This is a genomic window from Xanthomonas sp. NCPPB 2632 (genome assembly GCF_041228075.2).
GTDB lineage: Bacteria > Pseudomonadota > Gammaproteobacteria > Xanthomonadales > Rhodanobacteraceae > Luteibacter.
In genome coordinates, this window is sequence record NZ_CM192979.1 from 2645921 (window position 1) to 2670719 (window position 24799).

5 protein-coding genes (1 of these 5 only partly in view) are annotated in these 24799 nt (G+C 64.5%); all 5 read left to right on the plus strand.

The genetic code is table 11. The features are described from left to right. Nucleotides 1–21535 carry the 3' portion of an Ig-like domain-containing protein gene (locus AB8808_RS11445; RefSeq protein WP_369929460.1) on the plus strand. 15842 nt of this gene lie to the left of the window's left edge, so 21535 of the gene's 37377 nt are visible here — the last part of the coding sequence; its start codon lies off the left edge, out of view; the stop codon is at nucleotides 21533–21535. A 63-nt stretch (nucleotides 21536–21598) separates the two neighbouring features. Beyond that, the gene (locus tag AB8808_RS11450) at nucleotides 21599–22222 is read left to right on the plus strand and encodes a hypothetical protein (protein ID WP_369929462.1); all 624 of its coding nucleotides are present in this window, start codon (nucleotides 21599–21601) and stop codon (nucleotides 22220–22222) included. 244 nt (nucleotides 22223–22466) lie between these two features. After that, nucleotides 22467–23096 carry a tandem-95 repeat protein gene (locus AB8808_RS11455; RefSeq protein WP_369929464.1) on the plus strand — a complete coding sequence of 210 codons (630 nt, stop codon included), beginning with the start codon at nucleotides 22467–22469 and terminating at the stop codon, nucleotides 23094–23096. Nucleotides 23097–23175: 79 nt separating this feature from the next. Continuing rightward, a complete protein-coding gene (locus tag AB8808_RS11460; RefSeq protein ID WP_369929466.1) occupies nucleotides 23176–23655 on the plus strand; it encodes a hypothetical protein in 480 nt (159 codons plus the stop codon). Between the two features lie 497 nt (nucleotides 23656–24152). Further along, complete coding sequence (locus AB8808_RS11465) at nucleotides 24153–24776, plus strand: hypothetical protein (RefSeq protein ID WP_369929468.1); 624 nt, start codon at nucleotides 24153–24155, stop codon at nucleotides 24774–24776. The last annotated feature ends 23 nt before the right edge of the window (nucleotides 24777–24799 follow it).

The following is a 24799-nucleotide window of genomic DNA, read 5'->3' on the forward strand; positions in this document are numbered from 1 at the left end:
ACCGCAGAACTATTCCGGCGAACCGACACCGATCACCTGGACGGTAACCAATCAGGGCGAAGCTGTGTGGCCGTCCACCGGCGCCTGGATCGATTCGGTCTTCATCAGCACCGATCCGACCTTCATCCCGTCGCGCGCGACCGCGCTCGGCGCGTTCACGCACTACAACACTGCCGGCCTCGCCGCCGGTGCGAGCTACAGCGTTACCGCCAATGTGACGCTGCCGCCCGGAACCGACGGCCGTTACTACATCTACGTGATCACCGACACGGGCGCGAGTCAGGACACCCTGGCCTCGCCCGAACCGAGGTCGAAGCCGCTCGACGAGCTCAACGCGGGCAACCGCAACGATTACGCACTCGGCTATTACGGGCTGTCGGTGTTCGAGGGCCTCAATGGCGCCAACAATTTCGGCAGCGCAGGCATCGACATCACCTACCGCGAGGCCGACCTGCAGATCGACACGGTGTCGATCTCCAACCCGACCCCGCAATCGGGTGACCTGGTCACGGTGACCTGGACGGTAACCAACCGCGGCGATCGCGCCACGCGTGTCACCTCATGGTCCGATGGTGTCTACCTCTCGAATGACGATACGCTGGACGCCAGCGACACGCCGTTGCCCGAAGGCGACCGCTACAGCAACCCGGGCCGGGTCACGGGCATCACGATTCTCGACGCGAACGGCAAGCCGCGTTACCTGCAACCGGGTGAGTCGTATACCGCGAGCGTCACCTTCCACCTGCCGCAGTCGATCAGCGGCAACTTCCACGTCATCGTCAAGGCCGATACGTCCACGGTGAAGGACTTCGACGGCAGCACACCCAGTTCGATCCGCGACGGCCTCGACGTCGTCCGCGGGAGTGGCCCCGGTGCCGTGCTCGAGTTCCGCGACGAAGGTAACAACGTGGCCTCGCTTGCGTTGCCGATCACGCTGGCGACACCGCCCGACCTTACCGTGTCGACCGTCAGCGCGCCGTCCCACGTCGTTGCCGGCCAGCCCTTCACCGTCGAGTACTCGGTAGTCAACGCCGGTGGTGCCACTCCGTCGGACCAAGGCAGCTGGAACGACCTGGTGTACCTGTCGCGCGACCGCTTCCTCGACGTGAACCAGGATCGCTACCTGGGTTACCTGTCGCACACCGGTGGCCTCGCCGCCGGTGGTACCTACGACGGTCATTTCAGCGTGACCGCACCGGGCGACCTGAGCGGCGCATGGTACGTGTTCGTCATCACCGATCCGGCGCGCGCCTTCGGTGCCGGCGCCAGTGGTGCCGTGCTCGAGTTCGGCAAGGACCAGAACAACGCCAGCGCCGCCGACCAGCCGGTCCTGGTCGAGATCCCGCCGCCGGCCGACCTCAAGGTGGATACGGTGACGGTGCCGCCGCAGGCGCAGGTCGGCCAGCCGGTGACCGTGAACTACACCATCACCAACGACTCGGACAACACCGCCCACGGCTCGTGGACGGACGCGGTCTACCTGTCGATCGACAACGCCTGGGGCCTGAGCGACATCCTGCTCGGCAAGGTGGTACACAGTGGCGACCTTGCCGGCCACACCAGCTACAGCGGCACGCTCACGGCCAACCTGCCGCCGCTCAAGGACGGCAGCTGGCGCATCATCGTCCGTCCGGACCTCTACAACGAGGTCTACGAAGGCGCGATCAGCTACGGCCCGACCGGCCTGGTGATGGCGCCGGGCGAGGCGAACAACCTCACGGCCTCCGCCGCAACCATCCAGACCTCGGTTCCCGTGCTTGCCGTCGCCAGCCCAACGGCGATGGTGCTCGACGATGGCGTCACCCAGCTCTACAAAGTGAGCGTCGCCTCCGGGCAGACCTTGCGCGTACTGCTCGACTCGTCGGCACTGTCCGGTGACAACGAGCTGTATATCCGCTACGGCGACATCCCGACCACCTACGCCTACGACGCTTCGTACTCGAACCCGTCCGCGGCGGACCAGCAGGCGCTCATCGCCAGCACGCTGGCAGGGGATTACTACATCCTCGTGCGCAGCCGGGGCGGTCATGCGGTAGCCGCCACGCTGCGCGCGGACCTGCTGCCGCTGTCCATCACCCAGGTCACCCCGGACCATGGCGGCGTGAGCGACGACGAGCACCGCTGGGTCACGCTGGATATCTATGGCTCCAGCTTCCAGCCCGGCGCCATCGTCAAGCTCAGCCGACCCGGTGTCTACGAAGCCGAGCCGGACCGCTGGCAGGTGCTGGACGCCACCCATATCCGCGCGATCTTCGACACGCGTGCGTTCCCGCTCGGCCTGTACGACGTCACCGTTGTCAACCCGAACGGCCAGCGCGTGACCGAGGCGAACCGTTACCTCGTCGAGCGCGGCATCGAGGACGACGTGACCATCGGCGTCGGTGGCCCGCGGAACCTGGATCCCGGCCAGGGCGCCACATATACCGTCTCGCTGCAGAGCCTGACCAACGTCGACACGCCGTACGTGCGCTTCGACGTCGGCGCGGTCGAGATGGGCTACAACAAGTACCTCATCGACGGTCTCAACCTGCCCTACGCGCTGTTCGGTTCCAACGTCGCCGGCTCGCCGTACGGCAACACCGCCACTTCACCGGCCAACACGCAGGGTTACGGCCAGACACCGTCGAGCCAGTCGCGCACGGATATCCCGTGGGCGTCGCTGGACGGCACGCTGAACACGTCCGGTTACAACCTTGCGCCCGGCTACGCCTTCGATGTCGCTGCAAGCGGCTTCGTCGGCATGACCTTCCGCCTGCAGACCTACCCCGGGCTCACCGCCTGGGTGAACCGCGACTTCGCCGGGCTTCGCGATGCGCTCTACGCCGTCCATCCGGAGTGGAAGGCGCAAGGCATCCTGGACGGTGGCATCGATGGGCTGGACGCCATCTCTTCCGGCCTGGCGGGACGCTTCCGCTCGACCGAGCCGGAAGACATCCTGACCAAGGTCGAGGCACTGTCCGAATCGTTCGAGATGAACATCGTGGCCGCCGCGACGGCCCTGACCCGCGCCGAATTCGTTGCGGAACAGACGGCCTACGCGCTGCGCCTGCGTACCGCCATCCTCGCCGACCCGACGGTTCCGGCGAGCCTTGCCGTGCTTGCCGCCGATCCGTCCACCTGGGTCAACGGCTGGCTGGCCGCACTCGAGACCGGCGGCATGCTGCGTCCCGACAACCAGGCACCGCCGATCACCACGAACCCGCAGGTGGTCAGCCTCAACGCCACCCTTGCCGCCGGCATTCTGCTCTCGCGCGCCGGCGACAGTTACCGCACCCAGGCCGACCTGCTCGGCTTCTTCGCCAAGGTGCAGCAGTGGTACGGCGACACCGCGAAGTACAGCGGCGACAAGGGCGCCGCCACCGGCCCGATCGATCACACGGAGGTGCGTTACACCGACGAGGGTGATGAAGTCATCGTGCCGGTGCCGTCACTAGCCAATCCGGCTGACTACGACCGGCACGCCGGCCGCACCCTGCAGTTCGAGAACTTCCAGGTGTTCGTGGGTGGCCAGTCGGAGCTGGAATACTTGCGTGCGCAAGGCTTGCTAGACGAGAAATTCAACCCGCTGCCGGGCAAGTCGCTCAACCTCGCCCAGTACCTGCAGTTGATGGCCCAGCGCGCCGGTGTGGACGATGCGGCCATTGCCGTGCAGGGTCCGCAGGGACGGGCCACGGCCGCCGACGGTAGCGTCTACGTGCCATCGGCCACGCCGCTGCCCTACTCGTTCGCGTTCGCCAACCCGACCGCGCAAGGCGTGGGCCAGATCCGCATCGTCAGCCAGCTGGATGCCAACCTCGATCCGCGCTCGCTGCGCCTGGGCGATCTTAAGCTCGGCGACATCAACATCCACGTACCGGCCGATCGCGCCAACTTCCAGGCCGACTTCGACTTCACCGGCACCAAGGGCTACGTGCTGCGTGTCAGCGCGGGCATCGATATCGAATCGCGCATCGCCACCTGGCTGATCCAGGCGATCGACCCGGCCACCGGCGAGGTGATGACGGACCTCAGCCGCGCCTTGCTCGTACCGACCAACGGCGCCTCGGTCGGCGGCTTCGTGACCTATACGGTGGCCGTCGGGGCTTCCGCCGTCACCGGCACGAAGATCGGCGCTAATGCGCGGATCTTCTTCGACCAGACCCCGCCGATCGACAGCGGCACGCTCAACGTCACGCTCGACGCGGGCGTACCGAAGACCACGGTCACGGTCACGAGGCTCGGCAACAACGCCGCAGGCGCACCGACCTACACCGTGAAGTGGGACGCGCAGGACGATGCCAGCGGCATTCGCTTCGTCACCGTCTATGTCGCGACCGACGGCGGCGATTTCCGTATCTGGCAGCGCCAGGTCGGGCCCGATCGCACCAGTGCCGTATTCACCGGCGAAGCCGGCCACACCTACGAGTTCCTCGCCGTGGCCACCGACCTGGCGGGCAACCGCGAGGCGGCCAGCATCACCAATGCGGTACTGCCCGACGATGGCGGCAGGCAGGGCGTGCTGGACGGGCTAGGCGTCACGCCCGGGCTGGAGCAGACACCCAGTACCCCGGCGGCGGCCCCCGATCGCGACTACCCGGAAAACACCCTCTTCCAGCAGGCCACGCAGCTGCTGCCGGGTGTGGTCGCGAGCACGAGCCCGGGCGATTACGCGAATGTCCTCTCGCCGTTCACGACGCGCGGCTTCGCGGACGGGTTCGCGGTCGGCGACGCCGACATCGGCGCGATGGCGATGGTCGAACTCGCCGATCACGGCGTGTTGTTCAGCGCCGGCGCGCAGCGCAACGAAGTGTTCAAGGTCGGCAAGGACGGTGGCCACTCGGTGACCCCGCTGTTCGTGCTCGACAGCCCCGTGCTCGACATGGCCGTCGACGCGTTCGGCCAGCTGTGGGTGATGACCGGTAACGAACTGCTCCAGGTCGACGCGAACAGCGGCGCGATCCTGCGCCGCCTGCAGGGACCGAGCGGCCAGCCGCTCACCCACGCGCTGGCGATCGCGGCCAACGGCGACATCTACGTGTCGTCCGGCGGCGGCATCGAGGTGTTCCATCCGAACGAATCCAACGCCGCCAAGGCCTGGCAGCACTTCAGCAACACCCGTGTCGGCGACCTCGCCTTCGGCCCGGACGGGCGCCTGTGGGCCGTCCGCTGGACCGGCAGCCAGATCACCGCCGCCGATCCGAACGGCAGCACCGAGATCGTCAGCTTCCCGATGTCCGGCAAGACCATCGGCCGCGCGGAACTCGAGTACCGCCTGACCGGCACGGTCTCGTCCATCGCGTTCGGCGCCGCGGGCACCCCGCTCGCCGGCCTGCTGTTCGCCTCCGGCCAGCTTGCGCAGCACGTCACCGTCGCCGGTGTCACCGACACCACGCACGGTTCGACCACCTGGATGATCGAACTGGATTCTCGCCGCGTGCTGCAGCTTGCCGGCGGTGGTACCCAGGCCGAGGCGATCGTCGCTACCAGCGATGGGCGCCTGCTCGTGGCGCAGACCCATCACATAGATGAAATCGCTCCGGCGCGTGCGCCGAAGGTTCTGGCGACGAGCGTGCCGGATGGGGCGTTGGTGCCGTTGCCGCTGGGTGAGATTGCGGTCGTGTTTGATCAGGACATGTGGCTGGGTGGCGACTACGCCAGCGACGACGGCGATCCGTCGAGCATCCTGGATGTCCGTAACTACCAGCTCGTCCTCGGTGATGGAACGACGGCTGCGCTCCATCCGCACGCCGTGCGCTGGGATGCTGCAACGCATACGGCCTACCTCGACGTGTCCGGACTGACGGCCGGTGCATATGAACTCGACATCGCATCGTCACTGCGCAGCGCGACACAGCTCGCCATCGGCAACAGCTACAGCGTGCACTTCACGGCGTTGCTTGATCTGAGTGCACAGGTACAACTGACCTTCAGCGGCACGCGTTCGGATCACCTGACCGGTGCCGTAAGCTACGACGTCACCCTCACCAACGTGGGGCACGATCCGCTGAAGGCACCGCTCGTCCTGCTGCTCGATCCCGGTCAGTACTTCGGCCTCTCCATCCCAGGAGCGTCGACCGGTTCGGGCAATCTCGCCGATCTGTGGATGATCGACCTGTCCGACTTGCTCGGGGCGATGGGTGGCTCGGCGGCTCCCGGCACGGTGATCGGCAAGACGACCGTCACGGTCGTGCCGCGTACGGTGCTGGATGCCACCGGCCTCGCCGACCTGGCGTCCTTCGATATCGGTCATGGGGTATACGCCGTGCCGGCCGCCGTCACGCCGCCGGATATCACCATCCTGCAAAGCGGTCCCGTCGTGGCCGATGCGGATCATGGCGAAGCCGACGGTTCCTACGATGACGGTTCGTCCGATCCCGACATGCTGCAGCCCGGCATCGCGGGAACGACATGGAGCGCCGTACTTCTCGCGACCGCCAACGACGGCTCCCCAGTGTACTGGCAAGTCGTCAGCATGCCCGCCGGCATGCGAGCGACGGCAGGTGCGAGCGACGACACCGGTGCGGCGGGGACGACACTTTCGCTGTCCTGGACGCCGACATCGCGGGATGCCGACGACAACCTCATCGTGCTTCGTGTGACCGACCAGCGCGGCGGCACCATGCTGCGCACCTATCATCTGGCCGTTCAGGGCGGAAACCGTGCACCGTTCATCGCGCCCACCCTGACGCTGACGTCCACCGAGGGCCAGGCGCTGACCGTTCCGTTGGTCGCCAGCGACGCCGACGGCGACGTGCTCACGTACAGCGTGTCGAACCTTCCCGCGGGCGCCCGCTTCGACGCGCGCAGCAACACGATCGCATGGACCCCAGGTTATGCCCAGGCGGGTATCTACGAGGATATCCTCGTCCGCGTGAGCGACGGAAAAACCACGCGCGAGCAGCGCATCTCGATAACGGTAAATCAGGCACAGCCAGGCCCGACTCTTGCGGCCGTTCCGCCCCAAACCCTGATCGAGGGCAGCGCTTTTGCGCTCCAACTGATCGGCGCGATCCCGGGCGGAACCACGCGTGCGGATGGCACCACGGTGACGCTGCGCTACGTGATCGCGAACGGACCGGGTGGCCTGACCATCAACGCCGACACGGGCTGGCTAAGCTGGACGCCCGGCTACGATCAGCACGGCGCGTACGCCGTCACCGTCTCGCTCATCGCAACCTACCCCTCAGCCGATGGCGACGATATCCAGAAGACTGTATCGACGACGTTGACGCTGAACGTACTCAATGCGAATGGTGCGCCCGTCTTCGATGCCAACATCGATCAGCCCTGGAACGTACTCGAAGGCCAGGCGCTAAGAATCAGTGCTTTCGCTTTCGATCCCGACAACCCGCAGTTCGCTCCCCGCGTCCGCATCTCCAACGGAGGCGCCACGCAAGACCAGGGTAGCGCGATGAACGCGACAGTCACTTACCGCGTGGAAGGCCTGCCGGCTGGAGCGATCTTCGACAACGAGACATTGGAGATAGTCTGGACCCCTGGCTACTCGCAGGCCGGCACGTACTACGTCACGGTCGTGGCGACCGACGACGGCGACGGCACAGGTACACCCGCCAGCACGCGCGTCACCATCCCCATCGTCGTGGCGGACACCAACCGCGCTCCGGTCATCGCACCGATCGTCAACGCGTTCGTCGACAAGGGTGCGACTCTGGACATCCCGGTGGACATCACCGACGTGGACGGCAACCCGATCGATCTCACAATCACGGGCCTTCCCGCGTTCGCCACGTTCATCCGAAATGCGAGCTCGCAGGACGGACACCTGACCGGCACTTTGCGGTTCGCGCCTGGCGCGAATACGCGTGGCGACTACACCATCACGCTGGCCGCGCGCGATAACGGCGACGGCGATGCGAGCCGGGTACTCACGCAGGCAGCGAGCTTCGTCATCACGGTGCGCAGCCAGAGCGAGCCACCCGTCATCACACTGCCGACCCAGATCGTGGCCGTCTCGGGCCAGTCGGTCAGCCTGCCCGTGAGCGTGGCCGATCTCGACCAGGACGGCCTGACCTACGCTGTCGAGGGTTTGCCGCCGGGTGCCGTATTGACTCCCCAGGCCCGCTACGGCGAAGCGATCTTCACCTGGACTCCGGGCCCCGACGACATCGGTCCGCACGACATCACCTTCTTGGTTTCCGATAGCGGCCTGCCGCCGCAGGACAAGGGCTATACCAACCCCGCCGTCCCCGTACCGAACGTCGTCCGCCGCACGATACGGATCGTCGTCCGCGCCGCGAATACGGAGCCCCAGGTACTCGGGGTGCAGTTCAACGGCGCAATGGTAGCCGACAGTGCCGACCCTGCCGTGCCGGTTCGCATCGACACGACGGAAACCGTGCCGATGGCGCTCGACCTGTTCGCGACAGATGCGGACGGCGACACCATCAACTGGTCCGCGACCGGCCTGCCTCCGGGCATGACGCTGGTGTCCGATCCGGCATCGTCCGGCCGGGTCACCTTGGCGTGGACGCCGGACGTCCTTGCGGCGCAAGGCGGCAACGCCGGTGCCCAGGCACCCGGGGTGTACCGGTTCAGCGTCACCGGCAGCGACGGAACGGCGAGCTTCGACCGTCAGTTCGAAGTGCATGTCGCCAACGTGGACCAGGCTCCGCTGATCCTGCCGATGCCGCTGCAGCTGGTGGACGAGGGCACCACGCTCTCGTTCACCCTCAGGACGGTGGACGTCGACGGTGACGCGACGCACGCCAGCCTGGTCTACGACGCCTCGACGCCTCCGGGCGTGTCGTTCGATGGCAATACCGGTTACTTCGAATGGACCCCGGATAACGGCATCGTCGACAACGCCGTCGAAGGCAGCCGCGACTTCGCGTTCACGTTCAAGGTCACCGACGGCGTCATGAGTTCGCTGCAGACCGTCCATGTCCGGGTCTTCGACGTCAACCGCCTGCCGACCCTGACGGTCAGCAACCGGGCCGCACTCGTCGGGACCGAACTCACCCTGCCCGTCGACTTCGGTGTCGCGAGCGGAACCCGCGATTTCGTCGTCAACGATCCTGACGGCGCGGCGCAGACCGCAGCCCTGACTGTGTCGTTCCTCGGCCTTCCGGAAGGAGCCGTCTACGACACGGCGACGAAAAAGCTTCATTGGACGCCGGGCCCCGCACAGGTCGGTGATTTCGTCGTAACTGCCACGGTTTCCGACGGACGTGCCACCGTCGCCCGGACCTTCACCTTGCGTGTCGTCGCCGACGCCTCCGCGAACTCACCGGAGGTCGTCATCGACAGCGTGCCCAGCGGGCCGATGCTGCCCGGCCAGACCGCCCTGGTCACGGTGCGCGCCGCCTCCTTCAGCCCGGTCGTAACGGTGGCCGTACGCATTCGCGGTGCCGCCATCGGCAGCGCCGACTGGACCTCCGCCAGCCTCGATACGAGCGGTCGCCTCCGACTGACCCCGTCCCAGCCTGGCCTGGTGGATGTCGAGGTCACCGCGACCGATGCCGATGGCTTCATCACGATCCGGACCAGTCAGCTTCGCGTACGCGATCCAGCCGATACCAGCGCGCCTGCGCTCAACTGGTCGGGGCCGCTCACAGGCGCCACGGCGCAGACACGCCCCGTAACGATCACGGACCCGACTGCCCTGGCGGCGAGCATCGCCGACGCGCAGTTGATGGGCTATCGGGTCGAGATCGCACCCGCCGGAAGCACGGCCTGGACCACGCTCCTCCACGCCGACATCGCCGCGACTCGTATTGCCCAGACGCTCTCGCTCGGTACGCTCGATCCGGCGTCGCTACGCAATGGTCTGTATGTCGTACGTTTCACGGCGTGGGACCTCGCCGGAAGAACCAGCGAAATCGTCGCGTCGATCGTGATCGACAGCGCGACGAAAACGGGTGGAAACACCCTCGTCAGCGACGCGAACTGGACGCTCGGTGGGCACGCCTTCTCCCTGGATCGTTCTACCGCGCCGGATACCGGCGACTTCGGTAACTTCACCCTGGGCGGATTCAATACGGGCCTCACCTCCGATCAACCCGCGCTGACCGGCACAGGCGCCTTGGCGTCCTGGAACGACGGCGCACGCGTGTGGCTGCAGGTGCCTTCGACCCTGGGTGCGGGTGCGAGCGTATTGAACCTCGCGTTCAAGCTCTCAGTCGACGGCGTGCGCGCATCGACCGATCCGGGCTCACCGGTCACCTACCATGCCACGTTCGGTACGGACCGCGGATGGTCGCTGCGCGCGTTGGGTGGCGATGCCCTGCAACACCAGGGTAGCCATCTCTACGACCAGTCGAGCGGGCTTCCCTGGTCGCCGTCGGGTTATGAACTGACCGGTCCGGACGGCACGCGTTATACGCTCGACGCACAAGGCAAGGTCTCGACCGTTGCGTTCGTCGACGGTGTCCAGTGGCTGGTTTCCGACAGCGGTATCGCAGTGGTCGGCGCTTATTCTAGCGAGCGCGTGTCGATCCAGCGCGGGGCGGACGGACGCATCGCATCGGTCACCGGACCGGGCGAGCACGCACAGACGCTCGTCTATCGCTACGACAGCGAGGCCCGCCTGGCACTCGTCAGGACGTTGAATGCCGCTGACACCGGCACTGCATACGGTTACGACAAGGACGGTGCACTGCAGAACGACACCCTCGTCGCCAACCTGGGTTCGGCCGCCTCCTGGACATCCGGATCGGCCGTATGGACCGGTGCCGTAACGGCTGGCACGGTCACCTCTATCGCCTTCCAGGTGCGCGACAGCGAGTTGGCGTCGACAGTCAAGGTACCCGGTGCCGCCGGATCGCTGCTGGTTGCCCTCCGACTCACCTCCGCCGATGCCGCCGCATCGCTCCAGGTCGTGGGTGGCGACGTACTGGGCAGCACCCTCGTCGGTGGTGTCCGTACCCTGATCGTCCGCGTGACCGAGGCCGGCCTGAAGCTACTACGTGTGACGGGCCTCGGGAACGTCTCCCTCACGATATCCGTCGCGGGAGACATCAACGGTGACGGCCATATCGACGGCAGCGACGTCGACGCGTGGAACGACGCCCGCGCCAATGGAAACCCGACAGGCGACCTGGATGGCAACGGCGTGGTCGACCAAGCCGACCGCCAGATCCTGTACGCCAATTACGGCTGGCGTGAGAACGCCGCACCCACGGCCACCTCAGCCAATGCGCAGGCACTGACGCACACGGGTTTGGGTATCGCCGTACCCCTGGCATCACTGGCCCAGGATGCAGAAGGCGACGATATTTTCTGGAGTGTCGCCGGCAGCACCCACGGCACCGCCCGCCTGGGCACGGACGGCGCGTCGCTCGTCTTCACGCCGGACGCGGGTTTCAGCGGCGACGCGGATATCACGCTGTTCGCCGATGACGGTTACACGACCGGCCAGCCGATCCACCTCACCATCCACGTGAGTGCGGCGCCAGTCACCGGCATCCACCTCGTCCCCATCGCCGACATGCTGACGGGACAGGTCATCGCCGTACGCACCATCGTCGACTTCGCCGACCAGGCAGGCGTGGACGTAAGTGCTGATCCTTCCTTCATCACCTTGTCGGTCGTTCCGCTCGACACGGTCGGCGTCGCCGGCCCCTCGGCCATCGCCATCGACGATGCGCGTGACATCGCGACGGCGGTCGGATCCGGCCCCGCCCTGATCGTCGCGACGAACACCGACGCGGCCGGTCACACCGTTCGTGCCGTCCAGTCGATCAACGTGACGCTACCGTTCGCGATCGACGACGGTGCCGTGGATACCAATGGCAATGACGAGGACCTCGCGTCAGCGGCACCCGTCGTGGTAGTGGACGACGTCTATCCGTCCTCGCTATCGCTGCTAGCCGATGGAACACGCCAGCTGAAGGTACACGCGACGAGCGAAACGGGAGCCGTGATCGATATTGCCGCGCGTTCCGCCGGCACGCTGTACTTCTCCAGCGACGAAAGCATCGCCACGGTCGGGCAGGACGGCCTGATCCATTCGTTGCACACCGGAAAGGTGACGATAACAGTCGTGTACGTACACACCGAACGCGACATCTTCGGTGCGATCGTTTCGCAGACGATCAGCCAGCGCGACATCGATCTTCACGTCGACTCAGCACAGACGGTCGGCAACGGCACCGATGCACCGCGGGTGATCCAGATCGACAAAGACGACGGCGGCGTGGTCGCTGCACCGACCGGTGAAACCGTCATGATTGGCGCGGGAACCCTCACCCAGGACACGAACGTCTCCATCAGCCGGACGAACGTCCTCGACCCCGCGGCCATGGGGATACCCGTACCGACGGCGCCGGGCATACAGGCCGTCGCCGCCTTCCATCTCGATGTCGGCACGACGCCGACTAACGCACCGTTGCAGCTCGCGATCCCGGTCCAGGTCTCACAGGCCCAGGCCGGCGACGAAGTGGTTTTCCTGCGCAAAGGCACCGTATTGGGAGTCGACGGCGCCTGGCGCGACACCTGGTGGCTGGTCGACAACGGCTACGTCGAAAACGACGGCGTGGCGCGTACGGCAAGTCCTCCCTACGACGGCTTGCGCACGTCCGGCGACTACGTGGTCGTGCGTCGCCTGCCGGGCGTGGTTCCCAATATGGACCTGTCCCTCGGTGCGGGCGACTGGGCCACGTTCGACGGGTTGGGCATCAGCCTGGCCGGCGGTGCATACGGAGTGGATGTCACCTCCGCGATGATCGGCATACTGGCCAGTTCGTCGACCGGTATCACGGCCGGAAGCTACAAGTTCGGCATACCGAAATTCGCCGATATTCCGCTGCCGACGCTCCAACCGGACGCCAACTACTCGCTCGATGTCGGCGCGCTACTGCCGCCCTCCGAGACGCCGTACGGCAACGTCGTCACCCCCAATGCCAGCGATGTCCACTACGACACGGGTGCACAGAAGCTCGTCTTCACCGTCCAGAACGATGACCCCGGCGATTTCGCCGGGAAGATTGTCGTACGCGTCCTGTTCCCGGATGGCACGACGCGCGATATCCAGACCCTCGCAGGCGACGTCAAGGGCGACGTATCCATCGATGTGCCGAACGGCATCGCTATCGGCAGCGTCCGGTGGCAACTGGTCCGTATCGTGCCCGCGCAGACGCTCATGCCTTCGGGCGAGCTGTCTGACGACGCGCCGCTGGAATTTGCTGGCAATGTGCTGAAGATTACGCTCAAGCCGGACATGGGGGCGGTACTGACACGTACGGGCATCCAGTTCATCCAGGAAAACAAGGTCGTCGGCGAGACGAACCTCCTCGACCTGCTAGGTGCGCCGAACGATTTCGATGGCACCTACCTCACGGGCGCGAAGGATCGGCCGTTGGCTTTTTCCGGTGACCTCAGCCGTGTGTATGTCGGCGGCAACGGCGGCGTCTACGTCATAGACATGGTGAGCTTCCGCCTCATCAGTACGATCGCCATCCCTGCCGGCAAGAACATCGCCAGCCTGGAAGCCGTCGGCAATCTTCTCATCATCGGCGAAGGACAGAGCTACGGCGTGGGAGCCGGCCACAATCGGCTGCTCGCGATGGACATCGATCCGGGCAGCGCCACCTACAACCAGACCGTGACCATCAAGGAGCCGCTGATCGAGGACTCTCCTTACGGCGTGACGGGGCTGACGCTCGGACCCGACCGCAAGACCCTTGTAGTCGGCGTACCGAAGAATCCGAACAGCGTCGTGCTGGGCGATCCGTCCAAACGAGGCGACGTGCTCATCTTCGACCTGAGCACGCTCGACTTCGCCACTGGGACGATGGACGATCCCATCGTCGCGCAGCTGCCGGGCGACGGGATCAGCGGCAAGGCGCCCCAGCTCATCGCCGCGACGGCCGATCCGGACCGCTATCTGGTCTCGAACGTCGCCGACTACAACCGCGGCCTGTCTACGCTTGTTCTGACCCGTGACAAGGACGGAAACGTCGTCAGCGCCACGATGACAGCGATCGACCTGTCCCAGCCGAGCAGCGCGATCAAGACCGATCGCCTCGACATCCAGCGCGCGCAGAGTGCCGTACTCGTCACGATCGAAGGCGTCGAATACGCGATCGTCGCGGACGATAACTACAACTTCAACGACCCTTACTGGAAGGCGATGTTCGAGGCGCCCGACTTCGTCTACTCGCCGTTCGGGCCACCGATCGCGGTCGGCGGTAGCGCGAGCGCGAAGAAAGTCGTCGTGGGCGGGAAGCTCGGCATCGTCAAGGACCCGTTCGGCCTGAAGGGCATTCCGCAGTACCTGGGCGCAACCCTGCCACTGGACGGATACGGCATCGTCAACCTCACCGTCTCGGAAGATGGCAAGGTGCTGGTCGGCCAGCTCAAGGGCGGTTTCGGGACGATCGACCAGAACACCCAGAACCCGAACCGAAACGCGGCGTGGGACGTCGCCGCCCTGATCCAGGCTGCCCTCGCGCGACCGGCGTCGCAGGCGCTCACCGATCACATCACGCTGCCGGCCGATGCGCAGCAGGAGATCCCGCCGGCGAACGGCGTCGGTTCGACGGCGCCCGCCGGCGCATGGTTCGACGACGCCGACGTGCAGGCGTCGTTCACCGGCGATGTGGGTGACCTGTTGTCGGTCGACGTCAAGTACTTGGCTGCGGTCGGTCTGCTGGTCAAGGCCGGCACGTTGCCGGCTACCGTGCAGAACACCCCTTACAGCGGTCTGACCACGGCACAGAAGGCTAGCGTCGACGCGATGATGAAGAACCTCGCCGGGTTCGATCTCACGCCGAACGAAGCCGCCGCTAACAGTGCGAACGCGGCGAACGCCGCGGCCGGCAAGAACCTGCTGCTTCTGACGGAAACCACAGGGGCGAAGAACAACAAGAAGACCTCGCCTGTTTCGCGTGACGCCACCGGAAAATCCGTTTCGTTCGCGGACAGCGGCTCGTTGTACTTCCTGCCGAACCTGACCGATGCGGATGAAGCCATCCTTCGTGCCGGTGGCACGGTGACGGCAAAGACCGTCGACGGGTTCGAGGTCATCTTCTTCGAGACGGTCACCAAGTCCGATGGATCAGTCAGCAAGGTCGCCCGCAAGCTGACGCTTTCGGTCACCGCCAAGGACTATACGAAGGCTTCCGGAACCGTTCTCATGGGTGACCGACCGCTCGCCGATCCCGGCTACACCGCCATGACGCTGTTCGGCACAGTCGGCATAGGCAAGAAGAACGACCTGGTGGATGTCTATCGTGTCGAACAGCGGCTGAAATACCTCGGCTACCCGGCACTCGGCCTCACGGCCACCGACCAGAACGCGCTTCAGGAATTTAAGGTCGACGGCAAGTTCGGTGAAGCCGAAGCCCGCGCACTTTCGCTCTTCGAGGAGATCGTTGGCGGCACAGACGGGAAGTACACATACAAGAAGGAAGCATCGCTCGCGACCGGCGATGGTTACCTGACCTGGCTCAACGCGTTCAACGCACCACACTGGATGCAGTTCTTCGCATCCAAGGGCAGCGGTTATGCGGCGACCAATGCCGCCCTCGGCAACTGGGTCAATACGCAGACGACCGCTGCCAACGGCGCCGTTTTCGGAACTAGCTGGATGTTCGATCTTATGGTCGCCGCCGGTAAGTCTTCCCTCGGCGCACCCGGCGGCAAGCCACTGGCCTTCTCCGGCGCTGAAACGGCGAACCAAGTGAAAGTGGGTACGAAGCTCAGCGCCAACCACCTGGGCCTCACACTGGCCCTGGGCGTCGACAACGCCTACGTCTCCGACCCGAAAACGTTCACCGAAACGGCAAAGGTCAAGAGCAACCAGTCAATGCAGGCCAGCAACGCCACGTTCATCGACCTGACTTCTGCGCTGGTCGATCTGAAGAAGAACGCCGGCTTCAACACCAAGGCTTTTACCGACAAGACCTGGAACTACGTCAACGCGGCACTCATGACCAAGCTGCTGGTCAACAGCGCCGACAACGGTAAGGGCGTCGACAACGAACAGGCCGCCTTCAGCGATTTCCTGGCAGTCTACAACGTGACGCAGAGTCAGGGCGCTGGGGGTGCGGCTAACCACGATGGCTCGTATGAGGAGCTCGGCAACCTGGTCAAGAACACCTCCGCACCCACGATCGTCGGTGCCTTGTTCGGTGATGGAAGCCAGGCTACCGGACTCATCGATCCCAGCAAGGTGGGTGTCGGTGGTGACGGCTGGTCGTGGCCGATGACACTGGGCTTTCTGGCGAAGGCCATGGACAGGGGGAGCGACGAAGCCGGTGTCGCAAAGTGGCTCGATCCGCTCAATGCCGTCATGAAGGATGCGCAGATCAACACGCCTGAACGCGCTGCCGCCTTTCTCGCGACAGTGTTCGGCGAGAGCGGCAAGCTAACCAAGACGGTGGAGGACGTCGGTCCGTACCTGACCGGCGGTATGGCCAACCGAATGGCATCACTTTTCGCAACCGCATTCACCAACAAGGGCGCGAACGACACAAAGAACCCCAACGTAGCCGTGATCCCTGCCGGCACGGGGGAAAACGCCGCCGCTACGCTCCGATTGGCGGCGCGCGTCAAGAACGCGCAGCACTTCATCGACACCGATCTCGCCGGCATGGACGTCGCCGGATGGAGCGTGGATGTACAGAAGGCCGTCGCAAACCGGATCTACTCCACCGACGTCGGTGCCGGCCAAGGAGGAGGAACCGAAGCCTCCGGGTACGGCTGGAAGTACCGCGGCCGCGGACTGGCGCAGATCACCGGTTTCAGCAACTACAGCATCTTCGCCAAGTTTATCGACGCGAATCATCCCGAGCTGGTGACCGTGCTGCCGGGTAAGTCTGTCTACGACACGTTGATGGCCAACCCCGACCTCATCTCCGAAAACTCGACCAACGGCAGACTGCTGAGTGCTTACTCTGCGACGTCCTTCTGGGTGACGCACAAGATCAACGACACCGTGGACGCGAATCCGACCCACTTCGAGGGCGTGACCAACGTAATCAACTCGAAGCTGGCAGCGGCAGATCGGGCGATCCGTAACACTGCCTTTGCCAATATCAACAAACTGATGACCGAGGGTGGCAATCCTTACAGCAACATGCGAGCCATCCTCTCCCAGCTCGGCTTTACCCATCCGGACAAGAGCGGATCCCAGAGTGCGTTCAGCATCAACCTTCGCCGGCCTACCGTGACTCCCGTCAAGATCGGCGGGGGGGCGAACATCGCCGTGCCGGAGCCAGAAACGGCATCGCCCACCCCCACCACGGCGTTGACCTGGCACGATGTAGATGTCTGGACCGGAGGCACAACCGGCTCGGATATCGACCTCGCACTCTCCGCTGCCAAGGGCGTGGTGAGCGCGATCTCGAGCCTCGAACCTGGAACGGCGGCAACGACGATCGACGTAGGTGCAGGACCGCGAATCGTCCTTGATGACGATGCACAAGGCTATGGCTGGTACCTGGGTGCCTCGTATGTGGAGGATGCGAACTTCCTGCCGACGTCCGATCCCACGATCTGGATCGCTCGCCCGGGGAGCCCGGCTGACGGCAAGATGGACATGCTGAGCGTCTTGCTTCACGAGTATGGCCATGCGCTCGGCATGGATCATTCGCCGAACCCGATGGATTTCATGTATGAAACGCTGGCACCCGGTGTGCGCCGGTTGCCGACGGCGGCACAACTGAAGGAACTGCTCAACAGGCGAGGCCAAATGATGACCGATGCCCAGTCGGCGGTGCCCGCCCACTACGTGGTCGAACAGTCCGGCTCACCGTCCACCGCCGCCAGCACGATCCCGGCGACGACCGCAGCGACCGGAACGCTGCTCGATGGTGGATGGACCGCACAAGGCGACGCACAGTCGGCAGCAGGAAGCCTGCACATCAGCGAAGGCACTGGCGTGCAGTCCCGTGTGGGCAAGATCGTCACGCTTGGTGAAGGCGACCGCTTCCTGACCTTCACGGTGACCTCGTCGCTCGTGGCTGAGGCAGGCATAACGGATGTGTTCGAAGCCGCGTTGGTGGATGCCACGACGGGGTTGTCCGTGGGCGGATCGATCGACCTCGACCGTACCGACGATATGCTCAATGTCCAGGCCGACGGGCAGATCCATCTCGCCAATGGGCTGTCCTACTCAGTACAGCCAGATGGAAGCCGGCTCTATATCGTCGACGTGCGCGGTCTTGCCGCCGGGACGAACCTGCTTCTTACATTCGACTTGCTTGGCTTCGGTGCCGCGAACAGTATGGTCACCATCCAAAACGTGGGGCTGATCGGCGACCCGCATGCGATCGATGACAACATCGCTCTGAACGAGGACGATCATCGCATCGTCAACGTCAAGGCCAACGACGCAAACATCACGGGAACCCATGCCGTCATCGTCGCTGGGCCCATCCACGGCCACCTCGACGTCAACGCTGACGGTACGTTCGACTACACGCCCGAAGCGCTCTGGTTCGGCGCAGACACCTTCACCTACGTCCTCGACAACGGCAAAGCACAATCCAACGTCGCCACCGTAACCCTGACGGTCAACAAGGTGAACCACGCCCCCATCACCGGCAGTTTCACCGTCTCGCTCGATGAAGACGGCGACGCGCGCATCGACCTCGGTGGGCATGCGTCGGACCTCGACGGTGACGCGCTGACCCCGCGCATCGTGGACGGCCCGCTGCACGGCTCGCTCGTCACGAACGTCGATGGCACCGTCAGCTACGTACCGACGGCAGGCTTCCATGGCACCGACACCTTCACCTACGTGGTGAACGACGGTACCGCGGACTCGGCCGTGACGACGGTGACGTTGAACGTCGCGCACGTGAACCACGCACCGGTATCGCAGGATGCGACGGTGCAGTCGCTCGAGGAACAGGCAATCGCCGGCAACGTGCTCGCCTGGGTCACCGACAGCGATGGCGATGCGCTTGCCGTCGAGCTGGTCGGCGGTCCCGCGCATGGCACGCTCACGCTCAACGCAGACGGCAGCTTCAGCTACCGGCCGGATGACCTCTACCGTGGCCAGGACAGCTTCAGCTATCGCGTCAGCGACGGCTCGCTGACCTCGGCGGTGGCGACGGTCACGATCGTGATGGCACCGGTGAACCATCTGCCGAAGGCCAGTGATTTCACCGCCACGGTCGCCGAGGACGGCTCGGTCCTGCTCGACCCGCTGGCTCATGCGACGGACGTGGACGGAGACGCGCTCGCCGCCGCCATCGTCGACGGCCCGCTGCACGGTATGCTGGTCAAGGGTGCGGACGGCAAGTACACCTACCGTCCGGATACCTACTATGCCGGCGGCGACCGCTTCACCTACACGGTGAACGACGGCCAGGGCGGTTCCAACGTGGCCTCGGTGACGCTCACCGTCACGCCGGTGAACCACGACGCCGTCGCCGTCAACGACACGGCTGCTACGGACCAGGACAAGGCCGTCGTCATCGCCGTGCTCGCCAACGACAGCGACATCGACAACACCACCGGTACCCACGCGGCTGCGCCGCTACCGGCCAACGCCGGCCTCACCGCCCGCGTCGTCGGCCAGCCGGCCAACGGTGCGGTCACGGTGAATGCTGACGGCACGCTGACCTACACGCCGAAGAGCGGCTTCTTCGGCACGGACAGCTTCACCTACGTCGCCAACGACGGCGCGGTGGATTCGGCCGTGGCCTCGGTCACCGTGACGGTCCGCCAGACCAACCACGTGCCGATCGCCAACGACGACGCGTATGCCGGTATCCAGGGCAAGGCCATCATGCTGACGCCGCTGGCCAACGACAGCGATGCGGACGGCGATGCGCTGTCCACGGTGATCGTCGCCGGTCCGCAGCACGGCAAGCTGACACGGAACGCGGACGGTTCGCTCACCTACGTCTCGGATGGCAACTGGACGGGCACCGACACCCTCACCTACCAGGCCAGCGACGGCAAGTCGCTGTCCAACGTGGCGACGGTGCGCCTCACGGTCTCGGCCGCCAACCAGGCCCCGGTCGCGATGAACGACGGCGTACGCGTGCACAACAACCAGACGGCACGGATCGATGTACTCGCCAACGACCGCGACGCGGGCGGCGATGCACTGAAGGCCAAAATCGTCTCCGGTCCGAAGCACGGCACGCTGACGAAGAACGCGGACGGCACGTTCAGCTACTCCGCCGATTGCCTCTTCACTGGCACCGATACGTTCACCTACGTCGCCAACGACGGCAACGCCGACTCGAACCTCGCGACCGTCACGGTCACGGTGCTCGGGCCGAACCTGCCGCCGCTCGCCTTCGACGATGTGGTGGACCTTAAGGAGAACGGTTCGGTGCGAACCGACCCAACGGCCAACGACTGGGATATAAACGCTGACGCCTTGCAGGCCCTGTTGGTCTGCGGTCCGAGCCACGGCAGCCTGTCCCTCAACACGGACGGTACGTATACGTACACGCCGGATGCCAACTGGTACGGCCTGGACGGCTTCACCTACCAGGCATTCGACGGTCAGTTCCGCTCGAACCCGGCGATGGTCTGGATCCGCGTGTCGCACGTGAACCAGGCGCCCGTCGCGGCCGCGGATGCCTTCACGGTACGTGCCGGCGTGGCGACGCGCCTGGACGTACTCGCCAACGACAGCGATGTCGACGGCGATGCCATCACCTCGAAACTGACCAGCTCGCCGAAAAACGGTACGCTCACGCGCAACCGCGACGGCAGCTTCAGCTACACGGCCAAGGCGGGCTTCGTCGGCACGGACAGCTTCACCTACGCGGCCACTGACGGTTCGCTCGACTCCAGGCCGGTAACGGTCACCCTCACCGTACTGGCACCGAACCACGCCCCGGTCGCCCGCGACGACAAGGCGACGACCAACGTCGGTACACCGATGCGGATCGACGTCCTCGCCAACGACACGGATGCCGACGGCGACCGTCTCGCCGCCCTGCTCGTCTGCGCGCCGTGCCACGGCAAGCTCACGATCAACGCGGACGGCAGCTACACGTACACGCCCGACAAGGGCTGGTATGGCACCGACAGCTTCAGCTACCGGGTAACTGATGGCGAGGCGCAGTCGGGCGTGGCGATGGTCAGCGTCTCGGTGCAGAAGGTGAACCGCGCTCCGACCGCCCAGAGCGCCTCGTTCCAGGTGCAGAAGGACGGCAGCGTACTGATCGACTTCGACTGCCTGGTCAACGACCCGGACGGCGATGTGCTGACGCTCAGCCTCACCAATCCGTCGAAAGGTTCACTGACACGCAACCGCGATGGCAGCTATACATATCGTCCGAAGAGCGGCTTCATTGGCACCGATGCATTCGCCTTCTCGGTTAGCGACGGCAAGCTATCGGCCAGTGCGACCATCACGCTGGTGGTTTCGAAGAATCCGCCGTGCGGCAATGCGATGAGCATCATTTTCGGAGCTTTGATGTCGGCGAACGCGGACTCAGCTGGTGGCTATATTGTCGTCAGCCAGATACCGGCAGTCTCACCGGTGATCGATTGGAATGGGTACGCGGAAACACGGTCGATGGACGTATCCTCCGATCCCTGGGCTGGCCTGCTGGGCAGCTCGGCGTCGGGGATCGACATGCTGATCGCGCAGACGGGCCTGGTGGTAAAACGTAATTGAAAGTGGGCACCGCCTCCCCAAAGCGGCGTCTTTACGACATGAATCTCGGAGCTTATAAACTGTATGGCCAAGACGTTACGCACATTCATGACCGTAGCCGCCCTAGGCTTCGCCTGCATGGTTTTCGGGCCAACATCGAATGGCTACGCTAGTGAGGGCAAGCAGGAATACGCTTCGCCTGACGCAGCCCTCAAGGCAATCTACGGAACCCGAATGCTAACCATGCGGGAAGTGCAAGGAGATCTGAACGGTGATGGCTTAACGGATTGGGCAGGGGTTGTGTCCTACGTGGAAGCAGACGCTACGATGCGTCGGCTCCTGATCCTCACCCGAACGCCGAACGGTGGTTACACCCTGGCCGCACAATCTAAGCCTGACGTCCAGTGGGATTCGGCCGCAGAGGAACTGGAAATTTCCGGTAAGGATCTGTTTGCCAACTTCTCGCACGGAGGGGGGGACCACCCCTTTAAGTGGGTCTCGCAAGTTCGCCTTTACAAGAATCAGTGGCGGATCATCGGGACGAAGATAACTTCGTACGATGTCGACGATACGAAGTCGATCGTCGAAGACACTAACACGCTCACCGGAAACAAAATCACATCCTACATGGACGGAAAGCGAACGCTCCGGGTCGAGCGATCCAAGGTCAGTGACACGACCAACCTTCTCGAGGACACAACGCCCTGATCCAGGCAGCACTGCGCGGATATTCGCTGCAGCGTTCGTAGCGCCCGCCGCCTATAGCTAAATTGCCGTCATGGGCAAAGAGTGGACTACTCGCTATGCACGGCAATTGGGGCGCTGTCCTACCGTCGGCGCAGACGGGACTGGTTGTGAAAAAAGACTTACGGGACGGGACGATCTACTGGCATGAGGCAAGGAGTCAACGTCGGTACACCGGTGCGGATCGGCTTCCTCACCAACGACACAGATGCCGACGCCCGACAAGGGCTGGTACGGCACCGACAGCTTCAGCTACCGGGCGACCGATGGCGACGCGCCGTCGGGCGTGGCGATGGTCAGCGTCACGGTGCAGAAGGTGAACCGCGCTCCGGCGGCCCAGAGCGCCTCGTTCCAGGTGCAGAAGGACGGCAGCATACTGATCGACTTCGACTGCCTGGTCAACGACCCGGATGGCGATGCGCTGACGCTCAGCCTCACCGATCCGTCGAAGGGTTCACTGAAACGCAATGGCGATGGCAGCTATATGTATCGCCCCAAGAGCGGCTTTATCGGTACAGATGGGTTCGCCTACTCTGTCAGCGACGGCAAGCTGTCGGCCAGTGCGACCATCACGCTGGTGGTGTCGAAGAACCCGCCCTGCGGCAATGCGATGAGCATCGTCCTCGGGGCTTCGGTGTCGGCCGGAAGCGTCCAGGGCGGCGGCTACATCGTCGTCAACTTGGGTGCGCCCAGCCGGCCCGTCATTGACTGGACGGACATGGCGGGTACGTATCTGACGGGTCTGGGGAACGGCGCATGGGCGGCCCTCTTGGGCGGATCGGCGCCGGGCATGGATCTGCTGGTGGCGCAGACGGGCCTTTTGGTGCGGCGCGACTAAACTGTGTCTGTCGCCCCGCGGGCGCGGCCACTGAAATTCACATGAGGGTAGCTATGTTCAAAGAACCGGAGACCGTCACATGCGTACACGTCTATTGCTTCTGATCGCCAACTTCACCTTGGGATTGCTGATGAACGACTTATCCGCCGCACAGAGCCGCGCCGTCACCGAGGTGCCTGATGCAGGGGTGCCCCCGGAAGCCTTGGAGCGGGCGTACATCGAGTCCTACGAGCAATCCGGATTCCGTCTAGCAGGCCGCGAGAAACATTCGCTTCCCGGCGGTTCGTGGATGAGCGTGCTTGTGTTCGAGTTGAAGAGTTCTCCGGAAGGACCCGGCGCACCCGGCACAACGCTGGCCCTAGCGGGTGAACATGCGACTGTATGCGATCCATGCAGCGTTAGCAGACAAAGCTTCAGAGGGCCCGATGCCGACAATCCCGACCCTGCGGTATTCAAGCGGGGGCGACGCATGCTCCTTGAGGCTGACATGGCTGCCCTGACCAAGGTGCGGCAACGGTCGGGCGTGAGCCTGCCTCCAGTGGAGAAGCCGACGCCCTGACGCTGTCGCTCCTTTCGCTCCATGCCTTGGGCGGCGGATGGCCTTCATGGCCTTGGGGACGAATACGTTGTAGGAGCGCGCCCTGCGTGGGCCGTCGCACCACCGAGGATGGAAATCTCAGCCCCGGACCGTTGCCGGACGCTTGCCGGACTTCCGCCTACCTCGGCCATTGCCGCCCGATAGACACACTCGTTGTTCCTGGGAAGCGGCGGCGATCTATGGGCAAACGGCGAGAACGGCTTCGCTAAGTTAGACCGCCTGGAGCATTTTGCTTCAAGCGTATCGCCTGTGTCTCCGAGCACTGAACTGGCTCAGTACGACGGCGACTTGGAGAAGCGCCTGCGAGGGAACGGATTCGGTCGTGCCATCGCGATCGCCGCGGGTGAGGACCGAAGCTCAGCCGTGGAAGTCGGGCGTGGCGATGGTCAGCATCACGGTGCAGGACGCCGAAATGCGGGCAACTGTCCTACACGATATCGACGGGAGTGCACGAAAAGATGGGCAAGAGACTTTCCAGTGGTGCAACCTTCGTTGCTCTCGGCTTAGCATGCGTTGCTTTCGCGCCGACCTCGCGCGGTGCCGGTGACAGCGCCTCCCTGACCTACCCGTCACCGGAGGCTGCTCTGAAGGCGATCTACGGCTCCCATCTGATAAACAAATGGGAAGTCAGAGGCGATCTCGACGGCGATGGCCAGTCCGACTGGGCGGGGGTCGTGGCCTACGAAGAGGCCGACGCCAACCGCCGCCGGCTAATCATACTCACCCGTACGAAGGACGGGGTCTATACCGTAGCCGCACAATCCAAGCCCGAGACCGAAGCGAACTCCGCCGTCGAGCAACTGGAAATAAACGGCAAGGATCTGTTCGTAAATTTCTCGTACGGTGGAGGTGAGCACCCATACATCTGGGTATCGCAAGTCCGCCTTTACAGGGGTCAATGGCGTGTCATAGGAACGAAAACCACGTCGTTCGATGTAGACGATACCAAGTCGATTGTCGAAGACACCAACCTTCTCACAGGAAACAAGATCACGTCGTACATGGACGGAAAACGAACGCTCCGTGTCGAGCGATCCAAGATCAGCGACACGACCAATCTTCTCGAGGACACAACGCCCTGAGCCAGGCAGCACTGCGCGGATAT

What these genes read in the sequence shown, in the direction of transcription:
- AB8808_RS11450 (WP_369929462.1), top strand. Translation starts at nt 21,599, where the DNA reads ATGGCCAAGACGTTACGCACATTCATGACCGTAGCCGCCCTAGGCTTC.
- AB8808_RS11455 (WP_369929464.1), top strand. Translation starts at nt 22,467, where the DNA reads ATGCCGACGCCCGACAAGGGCTGGTACGGCACCGACAGCTTCAGCTAC.
- AB8808_RS11460 (WP_369929466.1), top strand. Translation starts at nt 23,176, where the DNA reads ATGCGTACACGTCTATTGCTTCTGATCGCCAACTTCACCTTGGGATTG.
- AB8808_RS11465 (WP_369929468.1), top strand. Translation starts at nt 24,153, where the DNA reads ATGGGCAAGAGACTTTCCAGTGGTGCAACCTTCGTTGCTCTCGGCTTA.